The following is a 26,302-nucleotide window of genomic DNA, read 5'->3' as shown; positions in this document are numbered from 1 at the left end:
GGGCGGGCTTTATTGTTCGGGGCCGTAATGACCAACCAACTCGCCATCTGGCTCGGAATTTTAATTCTTGGCGGGTTCATGCTCGACTATGCACTCTATGGGACCGAGCATTTATTGTTCCTTGGAAAGAAGTTGTACGACTTTCTTGACTGGCTGGCCTTCTGGCGCTGACAGAGGTTTTGCTTGACTTTTTCGCTCACCTGATTTTGTTAGCGCTAACTGATCATGAAACCGAAGCCGGACGGCTATTCAGACGGAGCGCAAAATGACACTGAAACTGGCAATCAATGGCTTTGGACGTATCGGGCGAGGCGTACTGCGGGCCGTAATGGAATCCGGGCGTAAGGACGTAGAGATCGTTGCGATCAACGATTTGGCCAAACCTGAAATGAACGCCCATCTCTTCGAATTCGATAGTGTTCATGGACGCTATACGGATACGGTCACCCTGAGTGACGCTGGGTTGGATGTCGGTCGCGGCCCTATCCGCTTGACCAGCGAACGCAATCCAGAAGACCTGCCTTGGTCAGACGTTGACGTGGTTCTGGAATGCACTGGTGTATTCCGCACGCGTGAGGCAGCGTCGCGTCATTTTCAAAACGGATCAAAAAAGGTGCTGATCTCAGCTCCTGCTCGCGGCGATGGCGCCGTCAAAACTGTAGTGTTCGGTGTGAATGAGCATGAACTAACTGCCGAGGATTTGGTGGTTTCAAACGCGTCCTGCACGACGAATTGCTTGTCACCGGTGGCAGCGGCACTTGATGCAGGATTGGGCATTCGGCACGGAAACATGACAACCGTACACGCCTATACGGCCAGCCAACCCGTTCATGACACGGCTGGAAAAGACCCCTACCTGTCGCGTGCTGCAGCGTTGTCGATGATCCCGACAACGACGGGTGCGGCCTCTGCCGTTGGTCTGGTTCTGCCACAACTTCAGGGCAAACTGACGGGTCAGGCCATCCGCGTACCCACGCCTAACGTTTCCGTGGTCGATTTGGTTGTCGAAGTCTCCCGTCCGACAACTGAAGAAGAAGTGAACGCGTTGTTCATCGAGGCCGCAGAAAAAATCCCCGGCGTATTGGCCGCAGAAAATCGTCCTCTGGTCTCTGTAGATTTCAACCATGATGCCCATAGTTCGACCGTCTCTCTGTCGGAGACCAAAGTCACCGACGGAACACTGGTTCGTGTTCTCGCCTGGTATGACAATGAATGGGGTTTTTCGAACCGGATGCTGGATACTGCAGCAGCGATGGGCGCTTTAGCCTAACCTCTCACGCAATGCAGTGTTGACACGGGGCGTGACAAATTTTGACACGTCCCCACCCAATCTGGCGATCTCTTTTACCAGTTTGGATGCGATGGCCTGATGTCTTGCCTCAGCCATCAGGAATACAGTCTCGATTGAATCATCCAGGGCTCGGTTCATCCCGACCATCTGGAACTCATACTCGAAATCAGCAACAGCACGCAGGCCGCGCACGATGATCTGGGCACCGACATCTCTGGCACAATCGATCAGCAGGTTTTCAAAGGGATGTGCGACAATCTCAGTGCCGGTCTGTTCGGTCAGATAAGCGCATTCCGCCTCAATCATGGCCACACGTTCTTCAAGCGAGAACAAAGGGCCCTTATCCCGATTGATCGCAACTCCGATGACCAGTTTGTCGACCAGCGCTGCGGCGCGGCGAATGATATCGATATGACCCAGAGTAATCGGGTCAAAGGTTCCGGGATATAATCCAACGCGCATCACTGTCTCCTGCGCAACTTTATTTCTGCGCAAGCAAACACAACTTCGCCGCGTGTGCAAGAGGCGGCATCAGGCTGAAACCCGATCAGTGCCCCATGATCATGCCTTGCAATGCGTCTTTTTCCATGGCCAGTTCGGTCAATTGAGCCTTGACCACATCGCCCAAAGTCACAATTCCAACAAGCTGCCCGTCTTCCAGAACCGGCATATGTCGAAACCGGCCTTCTGTCATTCTGGACATGATATCCTGTACAGTGTCCTGGCGGCTGGCTGTCACCAAATCTCGGGTCATATAGGCGCTGACGGGTTCCGAAAGACACCCGCTGCCACTTGCCGCGAGCTCCCGTACAATGTCACGCTCTGACAGAATACCAGATGCTGTCTGACCACCATCTTCTGATATGACCACCGTACCAATACGTTTTTCAGCCAGAATTTTTGCAGCTTCCGAGACTGTTGCTGACGGTTCGACGGTCACAACCCCGCCCGCCGCCTTGGATTTCAGAATGGCCTGAACAAGCATAAGCGAAAAAACCTCCGTAATAACGTACTGTTTTTTAAAGCGTTGCCGGAATGAAAGACCCTGTCAAGGTTGGGCTTCGGCTTCAAGCCGCGCAACCTCGTCGCGGATACCTTTGGTCAGAGCATCTGCAAAGCGGTTCAACCGCTCGTTGCGGTGATCCCCTTGATGTCGAACGAGGTAGAAACTACGGGTCAAACTGACTTGATCCGTCAGTATTTTCCGAAGATGAGGATGGAACGGCAACGTAAAGTCATGAGCGACGCAGACACCACTTCCCAACGAAACCTGTCGAAGTTGCACAGAGACCGAATTTGATGCAAGCGCAACACGGTCAACGCCGATATCGTTGAGATAATCCAACTCACGGTCAAAAATCATATCGGGGATATACCCAATCAGACGATGCCCCCCAAGATCGGCGACAGATTGAATTGGGGCATGACGATCCAGATATTCCCGGGTCGCGACCAGATGCAATTTGTAATCGCTGACCTTTTGCACCAGCAGCTTCCCTGCCGTAGGCGCACTGACTGTAACCGCCATATCAGCTTCGCGGCGGGACAGGTTAATAATGCGAGGCAGCGCGAGAATCTGAATGTCCAGATCAGGGTTCGCATCACTGATTTTGGCGCAAACCTGCGGCAACAAGTAGTTTGCGCTGCCATCCGGCGCTCCGATCCTTATCTGACCGCTTAGAGATTTTGTTGACCCGGCTACTGCGCCTGCTGCCGCACGCATTGCCTCTTCGGCGTGCAGGCTGTGATCCATTAAGCGCTCACCTGCTGGTGTGAGCAGATAACCCTGCTGAGATTTCGTAAAAAGTGAAGCGTTCAGGGCAGTTTCCAGCCGGGCAATTCGCCGCCCGACGGTTGCCGGATCAATCTTCAGCAATCGGCCTGCGGACGAAAGGCTTTCCTCGCGTGCGACGGCCAGAAAGACCCGCATGTCATCCCAATTTGGGTTCATCTCTTTCCTTTTGCATTTTTGCAAAGCTCTTTTGAGACATTGCCTCTGTTCGCGGGATTTCTGCAAGCCTATTCTGCGCGCAAATTTACCGGAGGAGTTTGCAATGCAAGATCTGACCCATTTCATCAACGGCGAGAACGTGGCGGGTACATCCGGCCGTTTCGACGACGTTTTCAACCCTGCAACCGGCGAAGTTCAGTATAAATGCCCGATGGCAAGTGTAGCTGAAACCACCGCAGCGATCGAAGACGCGGCCGCCGCACAGATCGCCTGGGGTGCAACCAACCCGCAAAAGCGCGCGCGTGTCATGATGGCCATGGTCGGCCTGATGAACCGTGACATGGACAAGCTGGCCGAAGCACTGAGCCGCGAGCACGGTAAAACCATCCCCGACGCTAAAGGCGACCTGCAGCGTGGCCTCGAGGTGATCGAGTACTGCATTGGCGCCCCTCAGATGCTGAAAGGTGAGTTCACCGACAGCGCGGGCCCGGGCATCGACATGTATTCCATGCGTCAGCCACTGGGTGTTGTTGCCGCGATCATGCCTTTCAACTTCCCCGCCATGATGCCTCTGTGGCACGTCGGCCCAGCTCTGGCCTGCGGTAACGCCGTTGTCCTGAAACCTTCCGAGCGTGACCCCTCTGTTCCGCTGATGCTGGCAGAACTGTTTGTCGAAGCGGGCCTGCCCAAGGGTGTATTCCAGGTTGTTAACGGCGACAAAGAGGCGGTAGACACCTTGCTGGACAGCGAGATCATTCAGGGCGTCTCGTTTGTTGGATCGACCCCGATCGCGCAGTACATCTATTCGCGTGCAACTGCCAACGGTAAGCGCGCGCAGTGTTTTGGCGGTGCGAAGAACCACATGATCGTCATGCCCGATGCTGACATGGACCAGGCAGCGGACGCGCTGGTCGGTGCAGGTTTCGGCGCGGCTGGCGAACGCTGCATGGCCATTTCAGTCGCTGTTCCGGTTGGTGAGGAAACTGCCGATGCGCTGATCGAAAAGCTGGTCCCGCGCATCGAAAAGCTGAAGGTTGGCCCTTACACCGCGGGCGATGATGTCGACATGGGTCCGGTCGTAACCGGCGCAGCAAAAGAACGCATTCTTGGCCTGATCAATTCAGGCGTAGAACAAGGCGCTAAGCTGGTTGTCGACAACCGCGACTTTAGCCTGCAGGGCTATGAAGACGGCTTCTTTGTCGGACCGCACCTGTTTGACCACGTGACCCCTGAGATGGACATCTACAAGCAGGAAATCTTTGGTCCTGTGCTGTCGACCGTCCGCGCAGGCTCCTATGAAGAAGCGCTGAAGCTGGCGATGGATCATGAATACGGCAACGGGACCGCGATCTTCACCCGTGACGGTGACACCGCACGTGACTTTGCCAGCCGCGTGAACATCGGCATGGTCGGCATCAACGTTCCGATCCCGGTTCCGCTGGCTTATCACACCTTTGGTGGCTGGAAGAAATCAATGTTCGGCGACCTGAACCAGCACGGCCCGGACAGCTTCAAGTTCTACACCCGCACCAAAACGGTGACCTCGCGCTGGCCGTCGGGCATCAAGGAAGGTGGCGAGTTCAACTTCAAAGCGATGGACTAAAATCCATTCCTTCGAAATACCAAAGGCCGCCCAATCGGGCGGCCTTTTTCAGTTCCTCAGCGAGGTATCAGTTCTGGAGGAACTCGCGCAACGTAATCTGCCCGTCAAAATCAGCATCAAATTCAGCCATCATCATCCGCAGATCGTGTTCGGGGACACAGGCTTTGGCGATGCCTTTGATCTTTCCGTTTTCCACCATTGTTAGGCACTCGGCCGGCAAAGGCTCATCCATTTCGGGATCCGGGAACTCGATTATGTCCTGCACATCAACTGCAACGAGTTCATCCGGTGAAACAACGCCATTTTCATCAGCGTCGTATTCCAGAAACTCTATCGCACGCTCCGCCAGAAACACGGTTTCAAACTCGGAATACTCGACATGGCCATCCGCATTTGCGTCGGCACGGCTGATTTCGTCAGCTGCTATGGCCTCTGGCGTACAGGGTTCAGTGCTGGCGTCACAATCATCGGGTAGAAACAGCACGTCTTCCTGCGTCAGGAATTGCTGGAACTCAGGCTTTGTGATCACTCCGTCCCCATTTCGATCAAGCTCGGTGAAAAACATACGGGCCATGGGGGTAGCCTGCGCAGATGTCTGGGCCGAACCCCAATACACCCCTGCCAGCAACAAGACGGGTAGCACGTAGAGGGTTTTTGGGGCAAAATTGCTCAATGAGCGAACGGGCATGTCATGTTCTCCAATACTATCAGATGACGGCCCTGCCAGCTCCCGATCGATCACACCGCGTACGAGTTCGCTCATTGACGATCCGCGTTGTTCGCTGAGATCAGCCAGCTTGCTTTTCAACTCATAAGATACGCGAATTTCCAAGGTTTCTGATTTCTTGGTCATATCGTGTGGTCTCCGGAATACTGTGGGCCTGTCTCTTGCAGTTGGAGCAGACATGGTCCGAAAAATAGCCCAACCCGTGTCCCGCAAACAGGCAAATCGTGTCCGGACAGTGGTCAATCTGCTGTCCGGACAGGCGAAAATTCGCAAGTAAACCCGATATCTCACAGAAAATTTAGGTGACACATCTGGCTCTGGAGTGAACGAATAACTAAATTGCCGAAAAATCTGAGCAGTCTTTCAGGAGGCTTAAGTGTCCAGTTCCCGTATTAATCGTCGCGCTGCCCTGTTGGGCGTAGCATCCGCTATTGCCGCACCAACCCTATTGCGCGCCCAAAGCTCCGATGCATTCCCAGAGACTGAAGATGCAATCAGCACTCAATTACCCGTGCGTCGCAATGTTTCTTCGTTCTCACAGCAGAACTGGCAGGACCATTTTGATGAACTGGGCGTCGGCTGTCTTCTGGCGGATATCACCAGCCGAGCAGTGCACTATTGGGGGCCTGATGGCACCTACAAGCTGTACCCAAGCTCGGTTCCAATGAGCGAAGAGCTGACTAAACGCGGATACACCGAAGTTGTCAGAAAGCGTGAAAACCCAAGCTGGACACCAACCGCATCTATGCGCGAGCGTGACCCATCCCTGCCGATCCGTATGGAGGGCGGCGATCCGGGCAACCCGTTAGGAACCCGCGCGATGTATCTGAGCTGGCCCGCCTATCTGGTGCACGGCACCCATGACACACGGAAAATCGGTCGTCAGAGCTCATCCGGCTGCATCGGCCTTTACAATCAGCATGTCGAAGAACTCTACCCGCTGGTTAAAGTCGGAACCAAGGTCCGGCTCCTCTGAAACGCGAAGCCCCGGCCATAAGGACCGGGGCTTTTTCATTGTGGTGAAGCGGTAACTTACTCCGGCAAAAGAACTGCGTCGATCACATGGATGACGCCGTTGCTGGCTTCGATGTCGGCTTGAACGACTTCGGCTTTATTTACCTTCACGCCATTTTTGGCATTTACGCTCAGACGGTCGCCCTGAACGGTCAGAACCTTGGCGCGCTTGCCTGCAATGTCACCCGACATGACCTTGGCCGGAACAACATGATAGGTAAGGATCGCGACGAGTTGATCCTTATTTTCAGGCAACAGCAACGTTTCAACCGTACCTTCGGGCAAAGCTGCGAATGCCTCATCAGTCGGTGCGAAAACCGTGTAAGGCCCTTTACCTTTCAGTGTGTCGACCAGATCAGCGGCTTGAACGGCGGCGACCAGTGTATTGAACGAACCTGCCGATACAGCAGTGTCAACGATGTCAGCAGCCTGTGCCTTAAGCGGCAGGGTCAGTGCGATTGCGGCGGCAGCGCCCATGAAAGTACGGCGGAACATAACTGTCTTCTCCTCTCCAGCTAGTTATGGAAAGGGGTACGGGCCTTTAGTAAAACCGGATCACTTTATGATTACGCGGGGTTGTACTGAACCCAGATGCTTTGAGCGCGACCATCCTTGAGAAACGGTAAAGCTTCTACCGCATCCGGGCGATCCTGCTGCAGGTAGTATCCCGGCCAAAGCATTGAATATGAACCAGATTGCAGCAGTGCGTGCAGCATATATTGCTCTCCCCAACCAGGACAGTCATAGAAGAAACGCTTGGGGTATTCATAAGGCAGAAATACATCGTGGACATGGATCACTACACCCGGCTTGAGGGCCGGTATGATCCGACAAAACAAATGCGCCACATCATTGCTCATCCGCACAACATGACTGGAATCGATGAACAGAACATCCCCGGCCTCGAGCTGTGCAAACAACTCAGGATCGACTTCTTCAAGCCGTTTCTGTTCAAACTGATCGACTACGTGAGCAATGTCTGCACGGGGATACGGATCGATGGCTGTGATTTTCGTATCCAGCCCGCCATCAATGATCGCCTGCCGGGTCACTCGGGTCGAGTTGCCACAGCCCACCTCGATCACGCGCTTTGGCTGAAAACGGTGGATCATCAGATACAGCGCCTCAGCATCCGGGCTGTCATAGTAACCGTTACCAATGCGATATCCGGTCTTGTTGCGTGAGGGATCTTTCAACGCTGCCAAGGCATCGGCGCATTGATGAAACTCATTGGTTAGCTGTGAAATGTCAAAATCGTCCATCCCCGGTGACAGGGCATACGCCGGACGTGCCAATCCCCCTGCCCGTTCAAACGCCTCAAGCCGTGCGCGCTCATCCCGCTCAGTCACCTTGTCGATCAGTTTGACGCCGATCCGATCCAGGACGGCGTTGATCCGGGGGAATTTTCTGGGTTTCACGCGGAAGGCTCCGATTTGGCATTGGGCTTTGGACGCTGCATAGCGTTGCTTGCATGACCTCTGCAAGAACCACAATCCCAAACCCTTGGCAAAAAGGCCAATTCCGTATTCACTGGTCTGACAAATAGACGAGAGGTCCGCGTATGCAGCAGGAATTCACGCTTGGCATAGAAGAAGAGTATCTGCTGGTCGATCGCGACAGCCTGCATCTTGCCGAAGCACCTGCTAAACTCATGGAAGCCTGCCAATCCGATTTCGAAGGTCAGGTCAGCCCTGAATTCCTGCAATGTCAGATTGAAGTTGGCACTCGCCCCCACACCACAATCGCTTCAGCGCGGGAAGATCTGAAACGACTGCGTTCCTGCGTGTCCAAACGCGCTGCGGAATACAATCTGGCTCCGATAGCGGTTTCGTGCCATCCCTTTGCGGATTGGAAAAACCAAAGTCACACCCGCAAGGAACGATACGACGCATTGCAACATGCTCTTGGTGGTGTGGCACGCAGGATGCTGATCTGTGGCATGCATGTCCACGTAGGAGTTGAAGACCCTGCATTGCGCGCTGATCTGATGCCTCAGCTCTGTTACTTCCTACCGCATCTGCTTGCGCTTTCAACCTCCTCCCCCTTTTGGAATGGCGAGGATACAGGGCTTTCATCATACCGCCTCACTGTCTTTGACAATCTGCCGAGAACAGGCTTGCCTCCGGTCTTTGGCAGTTGGTCCGAATATGAACGGACCACGGGTGTGCTGGTCGAACTGGGCGTGATTGAGGACACCTCGAAAATCTGGTGGGATCTGCGTCCTTCGCATCGGTTCCCCACACTTGAAACTCGCATCATGGATGTCCAACCGAGACTCGAGCATACGCTATCGCTTGCCGCTCTGAATCAGGCACTGACACGGATGCTCTGTCGTCTCAAAGACCGCAACCTGCGTTGGCGTCAATACGACCGCTTTCTGATCGGAGAAAATCGATGGCGGGCGCAACGATATGGCGTTGGTGAGGGTTTGATCGACTTTGGTGATCGGTCAATCAAACCAATGGCTGAACTCATGGGTGAGCTTATGGGTATGCTTGCCGAAGATGCAGAGGCTTTGGGCACCATGAGCGAGCTTGCGCGTTTGCTACAGATCGCAGAAAGCGGCACATCAGCCACTCGTCAGCGACGTGTTCATGCTGAGGCTGCGGCACAAGGTGAAGATCCAGGCAGAGCTGTCGTTAAACACCTGATAGAAGAATTCCACACCGATCTTTGATCCACCATATCCGATCGTTTCGCGGATTTTTGGCTCAAAGTTCGTCACAACAATTTCAAAGCAGGTACCTGCAAGAATTAGTGCATATTTTGTAGGTAGTCCTACGATTGCTGGCTGTGAAAAATTTCTGTAAGGATTGGGAAATAAACACTCGTTCAATTCACCAATCTGCAGGGGAGGCAGGCCATGGATTTCGCGCTGACCGAGGAACAAACAGCCATCTTCGACATGGCCTACGCGTTCGGACAGGAGAATATCGCCCCGCACGCGCGCCAATGGGAAACGGATGGAACAATCCCAAAGGAGCTTTGGCCGCAAATCGGTGAACTTGGTTTTGGGGGTCTCTACGTTTCTGAAGATAGTAGAGGATCGGGGCTGACGCGGTTGGACGCTACTCTTGTATTTGAAGCGCTCTCAATGGCTTGCCCCTCGGTCGCAGCATTTCTTTCGATCCACAATATGTGCGCCAAGATGCTCGACAGCTTTGGCAGCGATGAACTGAAATCTCGCATTATGCCAGAGGTTCTGAGCCTGAATACCGTACTCAGCTACTGCCTCACCGAACCAGGTTCAGGTTCGGATGCCGCAGCACTCAAAACTCGGGCTGAACGCACTAATGAGGGTTACACTCTGAATGGCACCAAAGCCTTCATCTCAGGTGGCGGGTACTCCGATGCTTATGTCTGCATGGTCCGTACCGGCGAAGACGGACCGAAAGGCATTTCGACGGTCTATGTCGAGGACGGAACAGCGGGCCTCAGCTTTGGGGCGCTTGAGCAAAAGATGGGATGGAAAAGCCAGCCAACGGCACAGGTTCAGTTTGACGATTGCAAGATTCCATCCGGCAATCTTGTGGGAACCGAAGGTGATGGTTTCAAATACGCGATGATGGGACTGGATGGCGGCCGTCTTAACATCGCCTCCTGTTCGTTGGGCGCAGCCCAAGCCGGTTTGGACATGACCCTACAGTACATGTCCGAACGCAAGGCGTTTGGGAAATCCATCGATCAGTTCCAGGCGCTTCAATTCCGCCTGGCTGACATGGAAATCGAACTGCAGGCTGCCAGAACCTTCCTGCGTCAAGCAGCATGGAAGCTTGATCAGGGTGCGCCGGATGCCACCAAGTTCTGCGCCATGGCCAAGAAGTTCGTAACTGAAACGGGATCGAAAGTGGTCGATCAATGCCTGCAACTGCATGGTGGTTACGGATATCTTGCGGACTATGGCATTGAGAAGCTTGTGCGCGACCTTCGGGTGCATCAGATATTGGAAGGCACCAACGAGATCATGCGTGTGATCGTCGCCCGCCAAATGCTTGCCAATCGCTGAGGAATTCATGTCCGAGATCGACATTCGTATAACTGGCCGTGCAGGACGGATTACCCTGACACGGCCACAGGCCCTGAACGCGCTTAGCTATGATATGTGCATGGCAATCGACGTTGCGCTGCGCAACTGGCGTGAAGATGACGCCGTTGATCTGGTCATTCTTGATGCTGAGGGTGAAAAGGCCTTCTGCGCCGGGGGGGACATCGCAGAACTCTATGAAACGGGTACAAAAGGCGATTTTGCTTACGGTCAGACTTTCTGGAAAGATGAGTACCGCCTGAATGCGATGATCTTTGAATACCCCAAACCAGTCATCAGCTTTCTGCAGGGCTTCACAATGGGTGGCGGTGTTGGCATCGGTTGCCACGGCAGCCACCGAGTTGTCGGAGAATCCTCGAAAATCGCCATGCCGGAATGCTCGATCGGTCTGGTCCCGGATGTCGGTGGTTCACTCATGCTGGCATTAGCGCCTGGACGTTTGGGTGAGTATCTGGGCACGACCGGCGCGCGCATGGGGCCAGCCGATGCGATCTACGCCGGGTTTGCTGATCTCTACATTCCGCAATCACAATGGCCTGACTTGATCGAGATGCTCGAGGCGTCGGGAAATGCCGAACTCTTGTCTGATCACGCCGAGATTCCGACCAACAGCGAGTTGGAACAGGCACAGAAGGAAATTGATCAGTTCTTCGATGGTGAAACTCTGGGCGATATTCTGACAAACCTGCGCAATGGAAAGACAGAGTTTGCAGAGACAACACTTAAGACGCTGACACGGACTTCGCCGCTTTCGATGGCATGTGCGATCGAGATGCTGCACAGACTGCGAGGCCCTGCCCTGACTATGCGAAAGGCGTTGGAGTTAGAGTATCGTTTTACCCATCGCGCGATGGAGCACGGTGATTTTCTGGAAGGCATTCGCGCCCAGATCATCGACAAGGATCGCAATCCAAAATGGCAGTTCCCTGACATGAATGTGCCTGCCGTTTCCGTATCAAAAATGTTGCAACCGTTGGGCGCGGACACGTTGAGTTTCGAGGAGGAATAAGAGATGAAGATCGGTTTCATTGGACTGGGCAACATGGGTGCACCCATGGCCGCGAAACTGGCCAAAGCAGGCCATCAGGTTCATGGCTTTGACACCGCAGGCGTTTCTGTTGAGGGCGTCAAGCAGGTCGAAACAGCGGCCGCTGCTGCCGAAGCTGCAGATGCTGTGATTACGATGTTGCCAAATGGCACGATTCTTCGTGCAGTCGCCGATCAGATCATTCCTCAGATGCAGCCAAACGCCGTGCTGATTGATTGTTCAACTGTTGACGTCGACAGCGCCCGTGCCGTTGCTGAACAGGCCCAGGCGGCAGGTCTGTTGTCGGTGGATGCACCGGTATCAGGCGGTATCGGCGGCGCTGCGGCCGGCACCCTGACATTCATGGCAGGTGGTTCTGACGAAGCCTTTACTAAAGCCGACCCATTGTTCGATATCATGGGTCAAAAGGCGGTGCATTGTGGTGAAGCTGGTGCAGGTCAGGCAGCGAAAATCTGCAACAACATGATCCTGGGCGTCACAATGATCGCCACCTGCGAGGCCTTTGCATTGGCCGACAAGCTGGGACTGGACCGGCAAAAGATGTTCGATGTTGTCAGCACCTCTTCGGGCTACAGCTGGACCATGAATGCCTACTGCCCCGCACCCGGTGTTGGCCCCCAAAGCCCTGCGGACAACGAATACCAACCCGGATTCGCTGCCGAGCTGATGCTGAAAGACCTGCGTCTTAGCCAGCAGGCCGCAGACAGTGCCGATGCAGACACGCCGATGGGACAGGTTGCCACCGCTCTATATGAACAATTTGTCGAGAACGAAGACGGACTAGGTCGCGACTTCAGCGCAATGCTACCGCGATTTGAAAAGCGTGGCCGCAGCTGATTAGTCACCGGCAGCAAATCGCGCAGTTATCGCGGACGTGACTGCGCGCACTTATTTTTCCGGGTATGCTCTGACAGACGCCACTGTTGATGGTCATTGGAGTGCTTCGATGAACAAATTTCCCTGTCTTGCCATAGTCGCCGCCATTGCCCTCTCTCCCGCCGTCGTGATCGCCGGAAACGGCAAAGGTAAGGGCAAGAATTCTATTCAAGTTCAAAAGGTTTCGCCACAGCAAGGAATTGTGGTTCAGGGGAATGTAGGTCACTGCCCTCCAGGACTAGCAAAAAAAGCCGTTCCCTGCGTACCTCCTGGTCAGGTTAAGAATCGTTACCAGATCGGTGACAGGATCGAACGCGACTACATCTGGATTAATGATCCATACCGCTATGGGCTTAAGAGAAACGGTTACTACGTCCGCGCCGGTGATTATGTCTACGGCATCGACCCCGATACGCATAAGGTTCTAAACCTGATCGGGGCCGTCGCAGACATCCTGAATTAGCGCGTTACTCGGCTGCCACGCGCTCAGGGTTCAGCATAGGAAGCAGATACCGTCCGGTGTGGCTGCGTTCATTTCCGGCCACATCTTCAGGTGTTCCAGCTGCAACGATCTCGCCACCTCCATCGCCCCCTTCCGGACCGATATCGATAATCCAGTCGGCGGTTTTGATCACGTCCAGATTGTGCTCAATCACGACTACCGTGTTGCCCTGATCGACCAGTTCATGCAGTACTTCCAACAACTTGCGAACATCCTCGAAATGAAGACCAGTTGTTGGCTCATCAAGGATATAGAGCGTGCGACCGGTCGATCGTTTGCTCAGTTCCTTTGACAGCTTAACCCGCTGCGCCTCGCCCCCTGACAACGTGGTGGCCTGCTGACCCACCTTGATATAGCCGAGGCCTACACGCGCCAAAGCATCCATCTTGTCGCGGATCGAAGGCACCGCTTTGAAGAATTCCTGCGCATCCTCGACTGTCATATCAAGGACGTCAGCGATGGACTTACCCTTGAACTTGATTTCAAGAGTCTCGCGGTTATAGCGCGCGCCCTTACAGGTTTCGCAGGTCACGTAGACATCGGGGAGGAAGTGCATCTCGATTTTGATGACCCCATCGCCCTGACAGGCCTCACAGCGTCCACCTTTGACGTTAAAGCTGAACCGTCCGGGTTTGTAACCACGCGCTTTCGCCTCTGGCAATCCAGCGAACCAGTCGCGAATCGGGGTGAAGGCACCGGTGTAAGTCGCTGGATTTGAACGCGGAGTCCGCCCGATGGGTCGCTGGTCAATATCGATGACCTTATCCAGATGCTCCAACCCTTTGATAGTTTCACAGGGCGCAGGCGTCTGCCGCGCGCCGTTCAGCCGCATCGAGGCAGTCTTGAAAAGCGTTTCAATGGTCAGCGTCGATTTACCCCCACCGGACACGCCGGTGACACAAACAAACTTACCGAGCGGGAATTCTGCGGTCACATTCTTCAGATTGTTACCCGTTGCTTTGACAACGGTAACTTTCTTCTTGTTGCCTTTGCGTCTTTCAGACGGGACAGCAATCTCTCGAACACCGGAGAGGTACTGGCCCGTGATCGAAGCCGCATCACCGGCAATTTGATCCGGCGTACCATGACTGACGACCTGACCGCCGTGAACACCCGCACCGGGTCCAATATCGAACACGTAATCAGCTTCTCGGATCGCCTCTTCGTCATGTTCGACGACGATGACAGTGTTTCCCTGATCGCGCAGGTTCTTGAGTGTGCCAAGGAGACGGTCATTGTCCCGCTGGTGCAAACCAATCGAAGGTTCGTCCAAAACATACAGGACACCGGTCAGGCCCGAACCGATCTGGCTTGCCAAACGAATCCTCTGGCTCTCCCCACCAGACAAGGTTCCACTTGAACGTGAGAGCGTAAGGTATTCCAAACCAACGTTATTTAAGAACCCGAGACGCTCACGGATTTCCTTCAGAATAGCTCGCGCAATTTCATTCTTTTGCGCGCTCAGATGGTTTGGGGCATCCTCAATCCACGCGAGCGCCTCACGGATCGACATCTCAACGACCTGACCCACGTGCTGCCCTGCAATCTTGACCGCAAGCGCTTCGGGACGCAGGCGATAACCTTCACACGTCCCGCAGGGTCGGTTGTTTTGGTACCGTTCGAATTCTTCTCGAATCCATGCGCTGTCTGTTTCGCGATAGCGGCGCTCCATATTGGGAATCACACCCTCAAAGCTGCGCGTGACCTGATAAACGCGTCCCCCTTCGTCATACCGGAACTGAATTTCCTCATCCCCGGAACCGCGAAGAAACACCTGCTGAACCTTAGAAGGCAGATCCTTCCAGGGTGTGTTCTTGTCAAAGTCGTAATGGCGGGCAATCGCCTCGATTGTCTGCAAGAAATACGGCGACTTCCCTTTGCGCCATGGCGCGAGTGCCCCGTCATACAGTTTGAGCGTTTGGTCGGGTACCACAAGGCGTTCGTCAAAGAACAACTCGACACCTAGCCCATCGCAGTCCGGACACGCCCCGAAAGGTGCGTTAAACGAAAACAACCGCGGTTCGATTTCCGGAATGGTGAAGCCACTGACCGGGCAAGCAAAATTCTCGCTGAACGTGATACGCTCGGGATCACCTTCACGCGGAGCAGTCTCGAGAATCGCGATTCCATCTGCCAGATCCAGCGCTGTTCTCAGGCTGTCGGCCAGGCGGGTCTCCATGCCTTCACGGACAACAAGGCGGTCGACGACAACATCGATGTCGTGCCGGAACTTCTTGTCCAGCACAGGCGGCTCATCCAGTTCATAGAACTCACCATCCACTTTGACCCGCTGAAAACCCTGCTTCCGAAGCTCAAGGAACTCTTTTTTGTATTCCCCCTTCCGATCCCGCACAATCGGAGCCAGAAGATAGCCACGTGTCCCCTCCTCCATCGTCATGATGCGATCGACCATGTCCTGCACCTGCTGCGCCTCAATGGGCAGACCGGTGGCGGGGCTATAGGGCGTTCCGGCGCGCGCAAACAGCAGCCGCATATAGTCGTATATCTCGGTGACAGTACCGACCGTAGAACGAGGGTTCTTGGATGTTGTTTTCTGCTCGATCGAAATCGCCGGGGAAAGACCACTAATGTGGTCCACGTCCGGCTTTTCCATCATGTCAAGGAACTGACGGGCGTAGGCTGACAGGCTCTCGACATAGCGGCGCTGGCCTTCGGCATAGATGGTGTCAAACGCCAGCGATGACTTACCAGAGCCCGACAAACCGGTAATCACAACCAGCTGGTCGCGCGGAATGTCGACATCGATTCCCTTGAGGTTATGCTCGCGCGCACCGCGCACCTCGATATTTTTCAGCTCAGCCATTCAGGCCCCCAACAAACAAGTGTCCTAGAAATAGGCGAGCGGCGCCGAGTCTCCAACAAAAAAGTTAGAACAAAGTGTGAACTAACGGTTTATTGCCGACATCTCCTGACACTGAGACCACAATCCAATCCGTGCCCCCGGTAGGGGTTTATTTATCATCGGCATTGAAAGGAAAATGGCGCGGTTGACGGGGCTCGAACCCGCGACCCCCGGCGTGACAGGCCGGTACTCTAACCAACTGAGCTACAACCGCGCATTTAGGGTCTATGTCTGATCCATTAACCCGGATCAAAGGCTGGCAGCGATGGCGCGGTTGACGGGGCTCGAACCCGCGACCCCCGGCGTGACAGGCCGGTACTCTAACCAACTGAGCTACAACCGCCCGCTGCCCGTTCGTTGCTGAACGTTGGGGTGTATTATGGCTACGCCCCGACATCGTCAAGCGGCGTTTTCAAGTTTTTTCAATTAACCCGAAAATTTGTTTGTGAGTTCGAAGATATAGCTGCGCCCCTTCCTGAGATCCGGGCGTGCAAGGTTCTCCTCGGCGCAAAACATCTGGTTCTATGATTGTAATCTCGGGCCTAAGCCCGTCATCAAAAGCATCAATAATTCAAAGGTGGAAGATGCCACACCAGGCGCACACACGTCTTTTGGTCTGGCCGAAAAAACGCAGGGTCTGACTATTGTCAGACCCAATTGCGCTTTCAATTTTTTGAAAGAAGTGGTCGGGGCGGCAGGATTCGAACCTACGACCCCCTGTACCCAAAACAGGTGCGCTACCAGACTGCGCCACGCCCCGGACCGTGCGCCTTCCTAACGATGCCGATCTGATTTGAAAACCCCTAACAAGGCCATTTTGCGGGTCCTTGTGAAAAAATTTCATGCCGCATGACAGTTCCGGGTTTGATTGAATAGCGCGAGGCCAAGCCTGCATTGATTTCCAGCACCGCAAACACGGAATCACCGCCTTCAACAGGTGTCAGATTTCCGGGAATCGCACCTTCGTGAACGCGAGTCACCGTCCCGGTTTTATCGAGAAAAATCATGTCCAACGGAATCAGAGTGTTCTTCATCCAGAACGCCACACGCTGAGGAGGATCAAAGACGAACAACATACCCGAACGGCGCGGAAGCGATTCCCGGAACATCAAGCCGCGCGACCTCTCTTGAGGCGTCACGGCTAATTCCACATCGAATCGAATCTGGGCCTGATCGTTTTTGAGGTCGACACTATCGGCTCGGCAGGCAGCAAGTGCATTCCCGGACCAGAGCATTGTTACAACTGCAAGTACCGGAAACAACTTCATGGGCTGCCTCAGTCGTCCAACGCTGCTTCCCAGGCCAGTACCTGAGCTGCCATCCGGCCTCGCTTGCCGTTTATGACGCGCATCGCTAATGCCTCACCCGGTTGCAGATCGGCCAGACCCGAGCGGCGTAGAACTTCAATATGCAGAAACACGTCTTCACTACGACCAAAGACGTTCGCGAAACCAAAGCCTTTGCCTTTGTCGAACCATTTTACCCGAGCAGCCTCCAACGGCGCGTCGGATATCTCTGCCGGGTCCAACTCGGCAAAATCAGCCAACAGCATCGAGTCGGTGCGTTCCGGCGGATCAATACTGACAACCTCGACCGCCTGCACGCCGCGATCGGTGCGGTGTGTCATGATTTCGATACCCGCACCGTCAGCGACGGAGCTCTGACCGAAATTGCGCAAGACATTCACGTGCAACAGAATATCCGGCCCACCTTCGTCGGACACAACAAATCCGTATCCCTTTGCGGGATCGAACCATTTAACGTGTCCACGGACGCGGTACATGCTATTCAGATCTTCTGGCACGGTTTTCCCATCACGAAAAAGCTCAAGTCGTTAAGGGTCGGATGTGTATGATATTGAGCCGCAAATTCAAGCTGAAAAAGCCCTGAAATTTCCGGGTGTTGCATTTCACGATACGTGAGTGTCATGGATTCAGCCTCTGCACACGCCATTCGTGACCGGGCATTTCACGATACCAACGGAACCGGTCATGCAACCGGAATGCACCATCAGCCCAGAACTCGATTTCCACGGGGGTCAAGCGGTATCCGCCCCAGAACGGTGGACGCGGAGGATTCGACCCCAGCTTTGCCGTGACCTTAGCAACCTCAGCCATCAAAGCGGCCCTGCTCGACAATGGCTGCGACTGCTGCGACGCCCATGCACCCAGACGGCTTTTCAGCGATCGGGACGCATAATATTCATCGGCTTGCGGCCCTTCTTCTTTAGCAATGATACCACGAACACGGATTTGTCGCCGTAACGATTTCCAGTGCATGACAAACGCGGCCTTTCCTGCACTGTCCAGTTCTCGGGCCTTTGCACTTTCGTAATTCGTATAGAATACGAATGCGTCCTTTTCGATCTCTTTCAAAAGGACCATCCGGGCATTCGGCAAGCCATCAGAATCAACGGTTGCAAGCGCAATCGCATTCGGATCGTTCGGTTCTGTCTCTTCGGCCTCGGCTAACCACCGCCCCGCTATTTCAAACGGATCGGCGCCAGCGAAAATGCCAGTACGCTCACTCATTTCCATCCCCTGGAACGAATTGTTAACGACCCTACGGCGAGAACCCGCTCCGGCGCAAGAGTGCACGGCCTTGAAGCAGCGCAATCAATGGCATAAACCAACTCAACATATCGCGAAGACAGGCGGAGAACCGAACATGTCAAATCAGTTGATGGCCGGCAAACGCGGCCTCATCATGGGACTGGCCAATGACAAATCAATCGCATGGGGAATCGCCCGCGCCTTGTCCGATGCCGGGGCCGAACTGGCCTTCTCTTATCAAGGGGATGCTCTGAAGAAGCGTGTTGACCCTTTGGCGGCACAATTGGGCAGCGAAATCGTACTCCCCTGCGACGTAAGTGACGAAGCGTCGATCGATGGTCTGTTTACATCGCTGTCTGAAAAGTGGGGCAAGCTGGACTTCATCGTGCATGCCATCGGATTTTCCGACAAGAATGAACTTCGTGGCCGCTACGTGGACACATCGCGCGCGAACTTCAACCTGACGATGGATGTGTCGGTTTATTCGTTCACGGCTGTCATGCAGCGCGCCGAGAAGTTGATGACCGAAGGTGGCAGCGCGATCACCCTAACCTACTACGGTGCCGAGCAAGTCATGCCACACTACAATGTTATGGGTGTTGCCAAGGCCGCACTTGAGGCATCGGTAAAGTATCTGGCCGAAGACCTCGGCAAAGATGGCATCCGCGTCAACGCTATCTCGGCTGGCCCGATCAAAACGCTGGCTGCCAGCGGTATTGGTGATTTCCGCTACATCATGAAGTGGAACGAATACAACTCGCCGCTGCGCCGCAATGTAACCATCGATGATGTCGGCAATTCAGCACTCTACCTGTTGTCTGACCTGAGCAGCGGTGTAACCGGTGAAAACCTGCACGTGGATTCGGGTTACCATATCGTCGGTATGAAAGCCGTCGATGCGCCGGACGTTGAAAAAGGATAACAGATCATGAGCGCCAAGGACCGCCTGCCCCACGAAAAAGGCTTTCACATCAGCTGGGATCAGATACATCGTGATTCCCGCGCTTTGGCCTGGCGTCTGGATGGACAGGGTCCGGATGACGGCGCATGGCGAGCCGTCGTGGCGATCACGCGTGGCGGGATGGCTCCCGCCATGATCGTAAGCCGAGAACTGGATATCCGAACCGTCGATACCATCAGCGTTCGCTCTTATCATCATCAGGAACAGGGCGAGGCCGAAGTTCTCAAAGCCCCCGATGCTGATCTGATGGGCGATGGCACAGGCGTTCTGATCATCGATGATCTTGTCGACAGCGGTAAAACCCTGGAACTGGTGCGGGATATGTATCCCAACGCTCATTTCGCTACGGTTTATGCCAAGCCCAAAGGGCGCCCGATGGTAGATACCTTCATCACCGAAGTGAGCCAGGATACCTGGATTTTCTTCCCGTGGGATATGGCGCTGCAATATGTCGAGCCCTATCGCGGTACAGACTAACTGGTGAACAAACACCATCCTTTGCCTCAATCAGACCGCGGGGAGTTCCTCGCAATCAGAATCGGATAGCCGATGACACTGACACGTACCGCCTCCACTTTCGCTCCTCCGGTGATGGAGGCGCGCCGGTGGCTGGAAGGGGTTGAGTTCACTGCTGATCGGCCATTGATCAATGTCAGTCAGGCGGCACCTGTTGACCCGCCACCATTGGCATTGCGTCAGGCCATGGCAGAGTTCGCGATTAACGAAGACAGCGCCCACCTGTATGGGCCTGTTCTTGGCAACGATGACCTTCGCTCAGAATTGGCACGTGAAATTAGTGAGCATTATGCTGCTGCAATCACAGCTGATCACGTTGCGATCACTTCTGGCTGCAATCAGGCCTTCTCTGCCGTAATCTCGGCGATAACGGATCAGGAAGATGAGGTTATCCTGCCAACCCCATGGTATTTTAACCATAAAATGTGGCTGGATATGGCGGGTGTGCGTGCCGTTGATCTTCCAACGGGTGACGATCTGTTACCAGACCCCGACAAAGCCCGCTCGCTGATAACAGATAAGACGCGTGCCATCGCGCTTGTTACTCCAAACAATCCCGGTGGCGTCGAGTATCCTGCTGAGCTTGTGTTGGCTTTCTATGACCTGGCACGCGAGGCAGGCATTCGTTTACTGGTCGATGAGACATATCGCGACTTCGACAGTCGCAATGGTCCTCCGCACGCACTGTTCCAGCAGCCCGGTTGGGAAGACACTCTGGTTCATCTGTATTCTTTCTCCAAAGCATATCGCCTGACAGGCCACCGTGTTGGTGCTGTGGCCAGCAGCGTTTCGTTGCTGGCTGAAATGGAGAAGTTTCTGGATACCGTCGCAATTTGCCCCGGGCAAATCGGACAGTTTGCAGCACGCTGGGGGATGCAGAACCTGACCCAATGGCTGGCAGGCGAACGGGCAGAGATCCTTGATCGTCGCGCAGCAATTTCTGAGGGCATGCCGCGTCTCAAATCCAAGGGCTGGCGCTTGTTGGGGTTAGGCGCATATTTTGCCTATCTAGAACACCCGTTTGACATGCCGTCAGATGAAGTCGCTCGTCGTTTGGTGTCAGAGGCAGGCATTTTGCTCCTTCCCGGAACGATGTTCATACCGGACCATGATCCTGCCGGAAAGCGACAGGTTCGCATCGCGTTTGCCAATCTCGATCGTCGAGGCATCGAACAATTGTTCGACCGCTTGCAGGCATTGACCTTCTGAGCTTGCCCCCCGGGCACGCGCATCGTATTCAGGGCCGCAACCGACAGGGCAGATACCTGCCGAAAGAAGCAAGAGGGCACCATGGCCGCAGGCATGAAAAACCTATCCAAAACCTTTGTCTGGATTCTCATGGGTCTTTTGATGGTGGGACTCGCCGGATTTGGTGCCGTCAATCTCAGCGGAACCGCACGTTCGGTTGCGCAGGTAGGCAACGAGGACGTTTCAGTTCAGGAATATGTACTTGAGTTGCAGCGTGAGATCCGAGCGGTCGAGGCCCAGACCGGCCAACCGCTGCAAATGTCTCAAGCGCAGCAATTGGGACTTGATCAAAGGGCACTGTCACGCCTGATTGCGCTGGCCGCGCTGGACAATGAAACCCAAGAGCTCGGCATCTCAATTGGTGATGAAAATCTTCAAAATGAAATCGTACAGATTCCTGCATTCCAGGGCGTGAACGGCACATTCGATCGCGAAGCCTATCGTTTCCAGCTGGAACAGGCCGGGATCACGGATTCCCAGTTCGAGGCGGATCTGCGTAAAGAATCTGCGCGTACCATCGTGCAAGGCGCAGTAATGAGCGGCGTCGAAATGCCCGCAACACTGACCGAAACTCTGGCGAACTATGTTCTGGCCCGCCGCAGCTTCACGGTTGCCACGCTCGCAAGCGATGCGCTCGAAACATCCGTCGCAGCGCCGACTGACGAGCAGATCCAAACTTACTACGACGAAAACACCGATTTCTTCACTCTACCCCGCACCAAGCGCCTGACTTATGCGATCCTATCGCCGGAAATGCAGTTGGACACGGTTGAGATCGATGAAGACTCGCTGCGTCGTTTATACGACCAACGCGCCGAGCAATATCAACAACCAGAACGCCGCTTGGTAGAACAACTTGTGTTTCCCAGCGAAGAAGCGGCGACCGAAGCCCTGGCGCAATTGGAAGTTGGTGGCAGCAGCTTCGAACAACTGGTTCGTGCGCGTGAGCTTGAACTGAGCGACGTGGATCTTGGCGATGTAACTCGCGAAGATCTTGGCGAAGCAGCAGATGCCGTATTTGCGGCTGAACTCGACGATGTTGTAGGTCCGTTGCCATCTCAGTTTGGCCCGGCCCTGTTCCGTATCAATGGCTCGCTGGCAGAAAACAATGTACCGTTCGAGGAGGCTGCACCTGAGCTGCGCGAAGAGCTTGCTGCAGATCGCGCACGACGTCTGATCGAAGCGCAGGCCGAAGACATCAATGACATGTTGGCCGGCGGCGCGACTCTCGAAGAGCTGGTGAGCGAAACCGAGATGGAACTGGGCGAAATCGACTGGACAGCCCAGAGCGAAGACGGCGTTGCAGCCTATGAAGGCTTCCGTAGTGTTGCTCAGGCCGTGCAGGAAGGCGATTTTCCTGAGGTGGCGTTCCTTGACGATGGTTCGATCTTTGCCCTGCGCCTGAATGAAGTTTTGCCACCGCGCCCAGAGCCGTTGGACAGTGCGCGTGATCAGGTGATTGCAGCCTGGTTGCAGGAAGAGACCGCTAAAGCCCTGCAAGAACAGGCGAACACTGTACTGACCCAACTGGCGACGGACGGTGATTTTACCACGACTGGTCTGCCATTCCGCGTTGAAAACGCTCTTACCCGCACCGCCTTCCTTGAAGATGTACCTGCGGATTTCATGACAGAGGTTTTCGAAATGGAACTCGGAGAGCTGCGCGTCATTCCGGGCATTGGTTCGGCTCTGATCGTTCGTCTTGATGAAGAGTTGCCTCCTGCGGAAACGGATGAACAACGTCAGATGCAGCAAGCGCTTGCTGCGCAGCTGAACCAAGCCTTGGCCCAGAACATCTTTGACATCTATGTGCGCGACGCTCAGACCCGCGCACGTCCTGTCGTGGATCAGCCTGCCCTGAATGCCGTTCAGGCCAACTTCTAAGAGAGAGCGGAATGGCCCTGACCCCTGAGTTCGACACTTTCGCACGCGCCTATGAAGCGGGCGAAAATCAGGTTGTTTATACCCGGCTGGCGGCGGACCTCGATACACCGGTCTCATTGATGCTCAAGCTGACGGGCGCGCAGAAAGACGCGTTCATGCTGGAATCGGTGACTGGTGGTGAGGTGCGCGGCCGGTACTCGATCATCGGGATGAAACCGGACCTGATCTGGCGGTGCGACGGGGAATCGTCTTCGCTGAACCGGTCTGCCCGATTTGACGGCGAAGCATTCGAGCCGCAAGACGGCAACCCGATGGACAACCTGCGCGCCCTGTTAGCCGAAAGCCGGATCGCCCTGCCCGACGATCTGCCGCAAGCGGCGGCGGGTTTGTTTGGCTATCTGGGTTACGACATGGTTCGTCTGGTTGAGTATCTGCCTGATGTGAACCCGGATCCCATGGGCCTGCCCGATGCAATCATGCTGCGCCCTTCGGTCATCGCAGTCCTGGATGGTGTTAAGGGCGAAGTCACTGTTGTATCCCCCGCATGGGTCAGTGACGGACAGACTGCCAAGGCGGCTTATGCACAGGCCGCAGAACGCGTGATGGACGCCGTGCGCGATCTTGAACGCGCCATGCCAGCCGAGACCCGTGATCTGGGTGAAGCCCATGAAGTTGCACCGCCGGTGTCGAACTTCACCAAATCCGGATACATGGAAGCTGTCGAAAAGGCCAAGGAATACATCCGGGCTGGCGATATTTTTCAGGTCGTCCCGGCGCAGCGTTGGACGCAGGAGTTTCCCCTGCCCCCCTTCACGCTCTATCGCTCGCTTCGACGTACGAACCCGTCGCCGTTCATGTTCTATTTCAACTTCGGCGGATTTCAGGTCGTGGGCGCAAGCCCCGAGATTCTGGTGCGCGTCTTTGGCAGCGAGGTCACAATCCGACCCATCGCGGGCACCCGGCCACGCGGTGCGACCCCGGAAGAAGACAAGGCAAATGAAGTCGATCTTCTGGCCGACAAGAAAGAACTCGCCGAGCATCTGATGCTGCTCGATCTTGGTCGCAATGATACCGGGCGGGTCTCCAAGATCGGCACCGTACGCCCGACCGAAGAGTTCATCATCGAGCGCTACAGCCACGTGATGCATATCGTTTCGAACGTCGTCGGTGAACTTGCCGAAGACAAAGACGCGCTGGATGCGTTCTTTGCTGGTATGCCTGCCGGTACGGTCTCGGGCGCGCCCAAGGTCCGTGCGATGGAGATCATCGACGAACTTGAGCCTGAAAAGCGCGGCATCTATGGCGGTGGTGTCGGGTACTTCAGCGCGGGTGGCGACATGGATATGTGTATCGCGCTGCGCACTGCCATTGTGAAAGATCGCAAGCTCTACATTCAAGCGGGCGGTGGTGTTGTCTACGACAGCGACCCGGAGGCCGAGTATATGGAGACTGTCCATAAATCGAATGCCATCCGACGCGCAGCTGCGGATGCGGCAAGGTTTACTGGCTCAGGAAACTCCTAAGAAATCGGGCGGCAAGTCGAAAGACCGCCGCCCATTGTTCGATGGATTTGCTTAAGCCCTATTGAACTTCATACTTCATAACAGCAGAAATCGGTGCCATCGCGACGCGGTTGCCCCGATCTTCGAGGCCCCATAGCAGAAGGGCTGAAATCGTTTCAGGCCGCAGCCGACCCAGCATCACAACCGCACCGTCCTGACCTGCACGGAAAGCCGCCTGATCCAGGAAACGCCGCATCACTTTCGGATCTTGGCGCGCACCGTCAAAGTCACGGAAAACAACACTCGACGGGACACCATTCCGAGCAGCCAGCTTTTGCACGGTATTCAACCCATTATCCTGAGTGATAATCCCGCGCCCGGTTCCTCCGGCAATCTCGGCGACCTGGTCGGCCAATTTGCGGTTTCCCTGAATACCTGATTCAACGCCTTCCAAAATTCCAACGGTCTCTGGAAGCATTTCCAGCCATACTGACAACGAGACCTCAGCATCCTGAGCACTGGCCGCCTCTGGCAAATCCGCCAGCGCAAGCACTTCGAAACCCGCTTCGCGGTGGCGTGCCATCTTGCCAGCTGCATCAGGGTCAGACGGGCTTACGGCGAAGCTAAGCGGATATGGGAAATCCTTAAGGGCTTCAGCCCCGAACGCGCCTTCGTCGTCGATCAGAATAATCGACATCAACGGCTTGGATTCAGGGTTTTCGAAATCTGCGGCGTAGTCCTCGATCGGCTTTCCGGTCATCGCTGCAGGGTCGTCAGAGTTTTCGTCCGTCTCTGTCGGCTCAGCATCCCGCTCTGTCAACGGTAGGACCCGCTTGCCCACCAATGTCGCTGCAGTTGCGGGTTCTTCACCGCCGATCTGTGGCAACGATGCAATGCGCGCACGCTTTCGCGGCAGAGTGTCTTCGTCACCTTCTACCGCAATTGGATTGTCCTCGAGCGAAATTTCCTCATCAGTACCCTCTTCGGACGGCAGTGAAGTGGTTTCGGGTTCAGGTTCGACCTCATCCCTGGGCAACTCGGTTTGCTCAGGCGTGTCCTTCTCAGGCGCTACATTGTCCTCGGGTACCAGCAACGCTATTTCTTCTTCTTCAGGCTGCGAAGGCTGAGGCGGCATTGCATCCACAACGACAGGCTCCACATCTTCCTGAGGCGAAGCAGGAACTGGTGCTGGCGCTGGGGGCGCGGTTGGCGCTTCCGTGCTCACGGTCACCTCAGTCGCCTCGTTGGTGCCAGGATTTTCCAATCCCTGCGTTGCACCGCCGATTTCGGGCCGGGAATCAGCTTCGGGTTCTATACCGTCCAGATCGACCAGATCATCAGACTGGGTATCAATGGCCGCGAGCGCACTGGGCGCGACTTCAACAAGATCAGAATCAGAGCCCGAACCATCAACCTCGGCTTCGACCTCAGGAGCATCGATCGCATCGACCGACGGGGCCGAGGTCACCAAAACAGGCTTGCTTGTCAGCGGTGTATTCAACGACAGCACCGCACCCAAGATCAAAACAACGACCGCCCCGGCGATCATTCCACCGATAAATCCGCCCATCTTATTTCGCCTCTCGCCTTTCTGCCTGCCTCGACAGCCTGTGCACCGTCTGATGCGGTGCTCACCCACACGATAGATCAAGATAGGGATGTACCCTTGACGCTGCCGCGCAAGCCTGAGCATGTATGTCCCGACATTATACCGTGGCC

General features: G+C 55.0%; 25 protein-coding genes and 3 tRNA genes. 14 read left to right on the top strand and 14 right to left on the bottom strand.

Going from position 1 to position 26,302, the window contains the following annotated elements; genetic code table 11:
- The first annotated feature begins 27 nt into the window (after window positions 1-27).
- Both ACR0CW_RS07210 and gap read left to right on the top strand, forming a co-directional pair.
- Window positions 28-171: a hypothetical protein gene (locus ACR0CW_RS07210; protein ID WP_196223486.1), complete on the top strand. Its 144-nt coding sequence runs from the start codon at window positions 28-30 to the stop codon at window positions 169-171.
- 94 nt (window positions 172-265) lie between these two features.
- Window positions 266-1,270 carry a type I glyceraldehyde-3-phosphate dehydrogenase gene (gene gap, locus ACR0CW_RS07205; protein ID WP_480787290.1) on the top strand — a complete coding sequence of 335 codons (1,005 nt, stop codon included), beginning with the start codon at window positions 266-268 and terminating at the stop codon, window positions 1,268-1,270.
- Here the strand turns inward: gap and coaD are convergent.
- From coaD to ACR0CW_RS07190, 3 genes are all read right to left on the bottom strand, one after another.
- The gene (gene coaD / locus ACR0CW_RS07200; RefSeq protein ID WP_155147047.1) at window positions 1,262-1,753 is read right to left on the bottom strand and encodes a pantetheine-phosphate adenylyltransferase; all 492 of its coding nucleotides are present in this window, start codon (window positions 1,751-1,753) and stop codon (window positions 1,262-1,264) included. The genes gap and coaD overlap by 9 nt on opposite strands.
- Window positions 1,754-1,838: 85 nt before the next feature.
- Entirely contained in the window at window positions 1,839-2,276 is a 438-nt protein-coding gene (locus ACR0CW_RS07195) for a CBS domain-containing protein (RefSeq protein ID WP_155147049.1), read from the bottom strand.
- Between the two features lie 63 nt (window positions 2,277-2,339).
- Complete coding sequence (locus ACR0CW_RS07190) at window positions 2,340-3,242, bottom strand: LysR family transcriptional regulator (protein ID WP_170330559.1); 903 nt, start codon at window positions 3,240-3,242, stop codon at window positions 2,340-2,342.
- 103 nt (window positions 3,243-3,345) lie between these two features.
- On the opposite strand from ACR0CW_RS07190, the gene ACR0CW_RS07185 reads away from it, so the two are divergent.
- On the top strand, window positions 3,346-4,845 hold the full coding sequence (locus ACR0CW_RS07185; protein WP_155147052.1) for a CoA-acylating methylmalonate-semialdehyde dehydrogenase: 1,500 nt from the start codon (window positions 3,346-3,348) through the stop codon (window positions 4,843-4,845).
- A gap of 67 nt (window positions 4,846-4,912) precedes the next feature.
- Here the strand turns inward: ACR0CW_RS07185 and ACR0CW_RS07180 are convergent, their stop codons facing one another.
- Window positions 4,913-5,698: an EF-hand domain-containing protein gene (locus tag ACR0CW_RS07180; RefSeq protein WP_480787289.1), complete on the bottom strand. Its 786-nt coding sequence runs from the start codon at window positions 5,696-5,698 to the stop codon at window positions 4,913-4,915.
- A 250-nt stretch (window positions 5,699-5,948) separates the two neighbouring features.
- Between ACR0CW_RS07180 and ACR0CW_RS07175 the strand changes: the two genes are divergently transcribed.
- The gene (locus ACR0CW_RS07175; RefSeq protein WP_480787288.1) at window positions 5,949-6,548 is read left to right on the top strand and encodes a L,D-transpeptidase; all 600 of its coding nucleotides are present in this window, start codon (window positions 5,949-5,951) and stop codon (window positions 6,546-6,548) included.
- Window positions 6,549-6,604: 56 nt separating this feature from the next.
- On the opposite strand, the gene ACR0CW_RS07170 is transcribed toward ACR0CW_RS07175, so the two are convergent.
- Complete coding sequence (locus ACR0CW_RS07170) at window positions 6,605-7,081, bottom strand: fasciclin domain-containing protein (RefSeq protein WP_155147054.1); 477 nt, start codon at window positions 7,079-7,081, stop codon at window positions 6,605-6,607.
- Between the two features lie 71 nt (window positions 7,082-7,152).
- Window positions 7,153-8,004 (bottom strand): class I SAM-dependent methyltransferase, encoded by an 852-nt coding sequence (locus tag ACR0CW_RS07165; RefSeq protein WP_480787287.1) that lies wholly within the window; start codon window positions 8,002-8,004, stop codon window positions 7,153-7,155.
- A 143-nt stretch (window positions 8,005-8,147) separates the two neighbouring features.
- Between ACR0CW_RS07165 and ACR0CW_RS07160 the strand changes: the two genes are divergently transcribed.
- From ACR0CW_RS07160 to ACR0CW_RS07140, 5 genes are all read left to right on the top strand, one after another.
- The gene (locus tag ACR0CW_RS07160) at window positions 8,148-9,263 is read left to right on the top strand and encodes a carboxylate-amine ligase (protein ID WP_480787286.1); all 1,116 of its coding nucleotides are present in this window, start codon (window positions 8,148-8,150) and stop codon (window positions 9,261-9,263) included.
- 186 nt (window positions 9,264-9,449) lie between these two features.
- Window positions 9,450-10,592 (top strand): acyl-CoA dehydrogenase family protein, encoded by a 1,143-nt coding sequence (locus tag ACR0CW_RS07155; protein WP_480787285.1) that lies wholly within the window; start codon window positions 9,450-9,452, stop codon window positions 10,590-10,592.
- Window positions 10,593-10,599: 7 nt separating this feature from the next.
- Window positions 10,600-11,640 (top strand): enoyl-CoA hydratase/isomerase family protein, encoded by a 1,041-nt coding sequence (locus ACR0CW_RS07150; protein WP_480787284.1) that lies wholly within the window; start codon window positions 10,600-10,602, stop codon window positions 11,638-11,640.
- 3 nt (window positions 11,641-11,643) lie between these two features.
- The gene (mmsB, locus tag ACR0CW_RS07145; RefSeq protein WP_480787283.1) at window positions 11,644-12,516 is read left to right on the top strand and encodes a 3-hydroxyisobutyrate dehydrogenase; all 873 of its coding nucleotides are present in this window, start codon (window positions 11,644-11,646) and stop codon (window positions 12,514-12,516) included.
- A 109-nt stretch (window positions 12,517-12,625) separates the two neighbouring features.
- Entirely contained in the window at window positions 12,626-13,018 is a 393-nt protein-coding gene (locus ACR0CW_RS07140; RefSeq protein WP_480787282.1) for a hypothetical protein, read from the top strand.
- Between the two features lie 4 nt (window positions 13,019-13,022).
- Here ACR0CW_RS07140 and uvrA read toward each other — a convergent pair whose 3' ends face one another.
- The 7 genes from uvrA to pdxH form a co-directional block, all read right to left on the bottom strand.
- Window positions 13,023-15,881: an excinuclease ABC subunit UvrA gene (gene uvrA / locus ACR0CW_RS07135; protein ID WP_480787281.1), complete on the bottom strand. Its 2,859-nt coding sequence runs from the start codon at window positions 15,879-15,881 to the stop codon at window positions 13,023-13,025.
- 176 nt (window positions 15,882-16,057) lie between these two features.
- A tRNA-Asp gene (locus ACR0CW_RS07130) sits at window positions 16,058-16,134 on the bottom strand.
- A gap of 52 nt (window positions 16,135-16,186) precedes the next feature.
- A tRNA-Asp gene (locus tag ACR0CW_RS07125) sits at window positions 16,187-16,263 on the bottom strand.
- 340 nt (window positions 16,264-16,603) lie between these two features.
- Window positions 16,604-16,680: transfer RNA gene (locus tag ACR0CW_RS07120), tRNA-Pro, on the bottom strand.
- A gap of 43 nt (window positions 16,681-16,723) precedes the next feature.
- A complete protein-coding gene (locus ACR0CW_RS07115) occupies window positions 16,724-17,188 on the bottom strand; it encodes a DUF192 domain-containing protein (protein WP_480740559.1) in 465 nt (154 codons plus the stop codon).
- 8 nt (window positions 17,189-17,196) lie between these two features.
- On the bottom strand, window positions 17,197-17,724 hold the full coding sequence (locus tag ACR0CW_RS07110; protein WP_170330578.1) for a cold-shock protein: 528 nt from the start codon (window positions 17,722-17,724) through the stop codon (window positions 17,197-17,199).
- Window positions 17,725-17,845: 121 nt separating this feature from the next.
- Window positions 17,846-18,451 carry a pyridoxamine 5'-phosphate oxidase gene (pdxH, locus tag ACR0CW_RS07105; RefSeq protein ID WP_155147069.1) on the bottom strand — a complete coding sequence of 202 codons (606 nt, stop codon included), beginning with the start codon at window positions 18,449-18,451 and terminating at the stop codon, window positions 17,846-17,848.
- A gap of 136 nt (window positions 18,452-18,587) precedes the next feature.
- Between pdxH and fabI the strand changes: the two genes are divergently transcribed.
- The 5 genes from fabI to trpE all read left to right on the top strand — a co-directional run bounded on the left by fabI (window position 18,588) and on the right by trpE (window position 24,604).
- On the top strand, window positions 18,588-19,394 hold the full coding sequence (gene fabI, locus ACR0CW_RS07100) for an enoyl-ACP reductase FabI (RefSeq protein WP_480740555.1): 807 nt from the start codon (window positions 18,588-18,590) through the stop codon (window positions 19,392-19,394).
- A gap of 6 nt (window positions 19,395-19,400) precedes the next feature.
- On the top strand, window positions 19,401-19,910 hold the full coding sequence (gene gpt, locus ACR0CW_RS07095; protein WP_155147071.1) for a xanthine phosphoribosyltransferase: 510 nt from the start codon (window positions 19,401-19,403) through the stop codon (window positions 19,908-19,910).
- Window positions 19,911-19,982: 72 nt separating this feature from the next.
- The gene (locus ACR0CW_RS07090) at window positions 19,983-21,158 is read left to right on the top strand and encodes an aminotransferase (RefSeq protein ID WP_480787280.1); all 1,176 of its coding nucleotides are present in this window, start codon (window positions 19,983-19,985) and stop codon (window positions 21,156-21,158) included.
- Between the two features lie 81 nt (window positions 21,159-21,239).
- On the top strand, window positions 21,240-23,081 hold the full coding sequence (locus ACR0CW_RS07085; RefSeq protein ID WP_480787279.1) for a peptidyl-prolyl cis-trans isomerase: 1,842 nt from the start codon (window positions 21,240-21,242) through the stop codon (window positions 23,079-23,081).
- An 11-nt stretch (window positions 23,082-23,092) separates the two neighbouring features.
- Window positions 23,093-24,604: an anthranilate synthase component I gene (gene trpE / locus ACR0CW_RS07080; protein WP_170330586.1), complete on the top strand. Its 1,512-nt coding sequence runs from the start codon at window positions 23,093-23,095 to the stop codon at window positions 24,602-24,604.
- 58 nt (window positions 24,605-24,662) lie between these two features.
- On the opposite strand, the gene ACR0CW_RS07075 is transcribed toward trpE, so the two are convergent.
- Window positions 24,663-26,153, bottom strand: a complete 1,491-nt coding sequence (locus ACR0CW_RS07075; protein WP_480787278.1) for a divergent polysaccharide deacetylase family protein — start codon at window positions 26,151-26,153, stop codon at window positions 24,663-24,665.
- Between the last annotated feature and the right edge of the window lie 149 nt (window positions 26,154-26,302).

It is taken from the genome of Ruegeria sp. CH6, assembly GCF_056537005.1.
The sequence above is the reverse complement of the archived record's forward strand: the minus strand, read 5'-3'. Positions and strand labels throughout refer to the sequence as shown.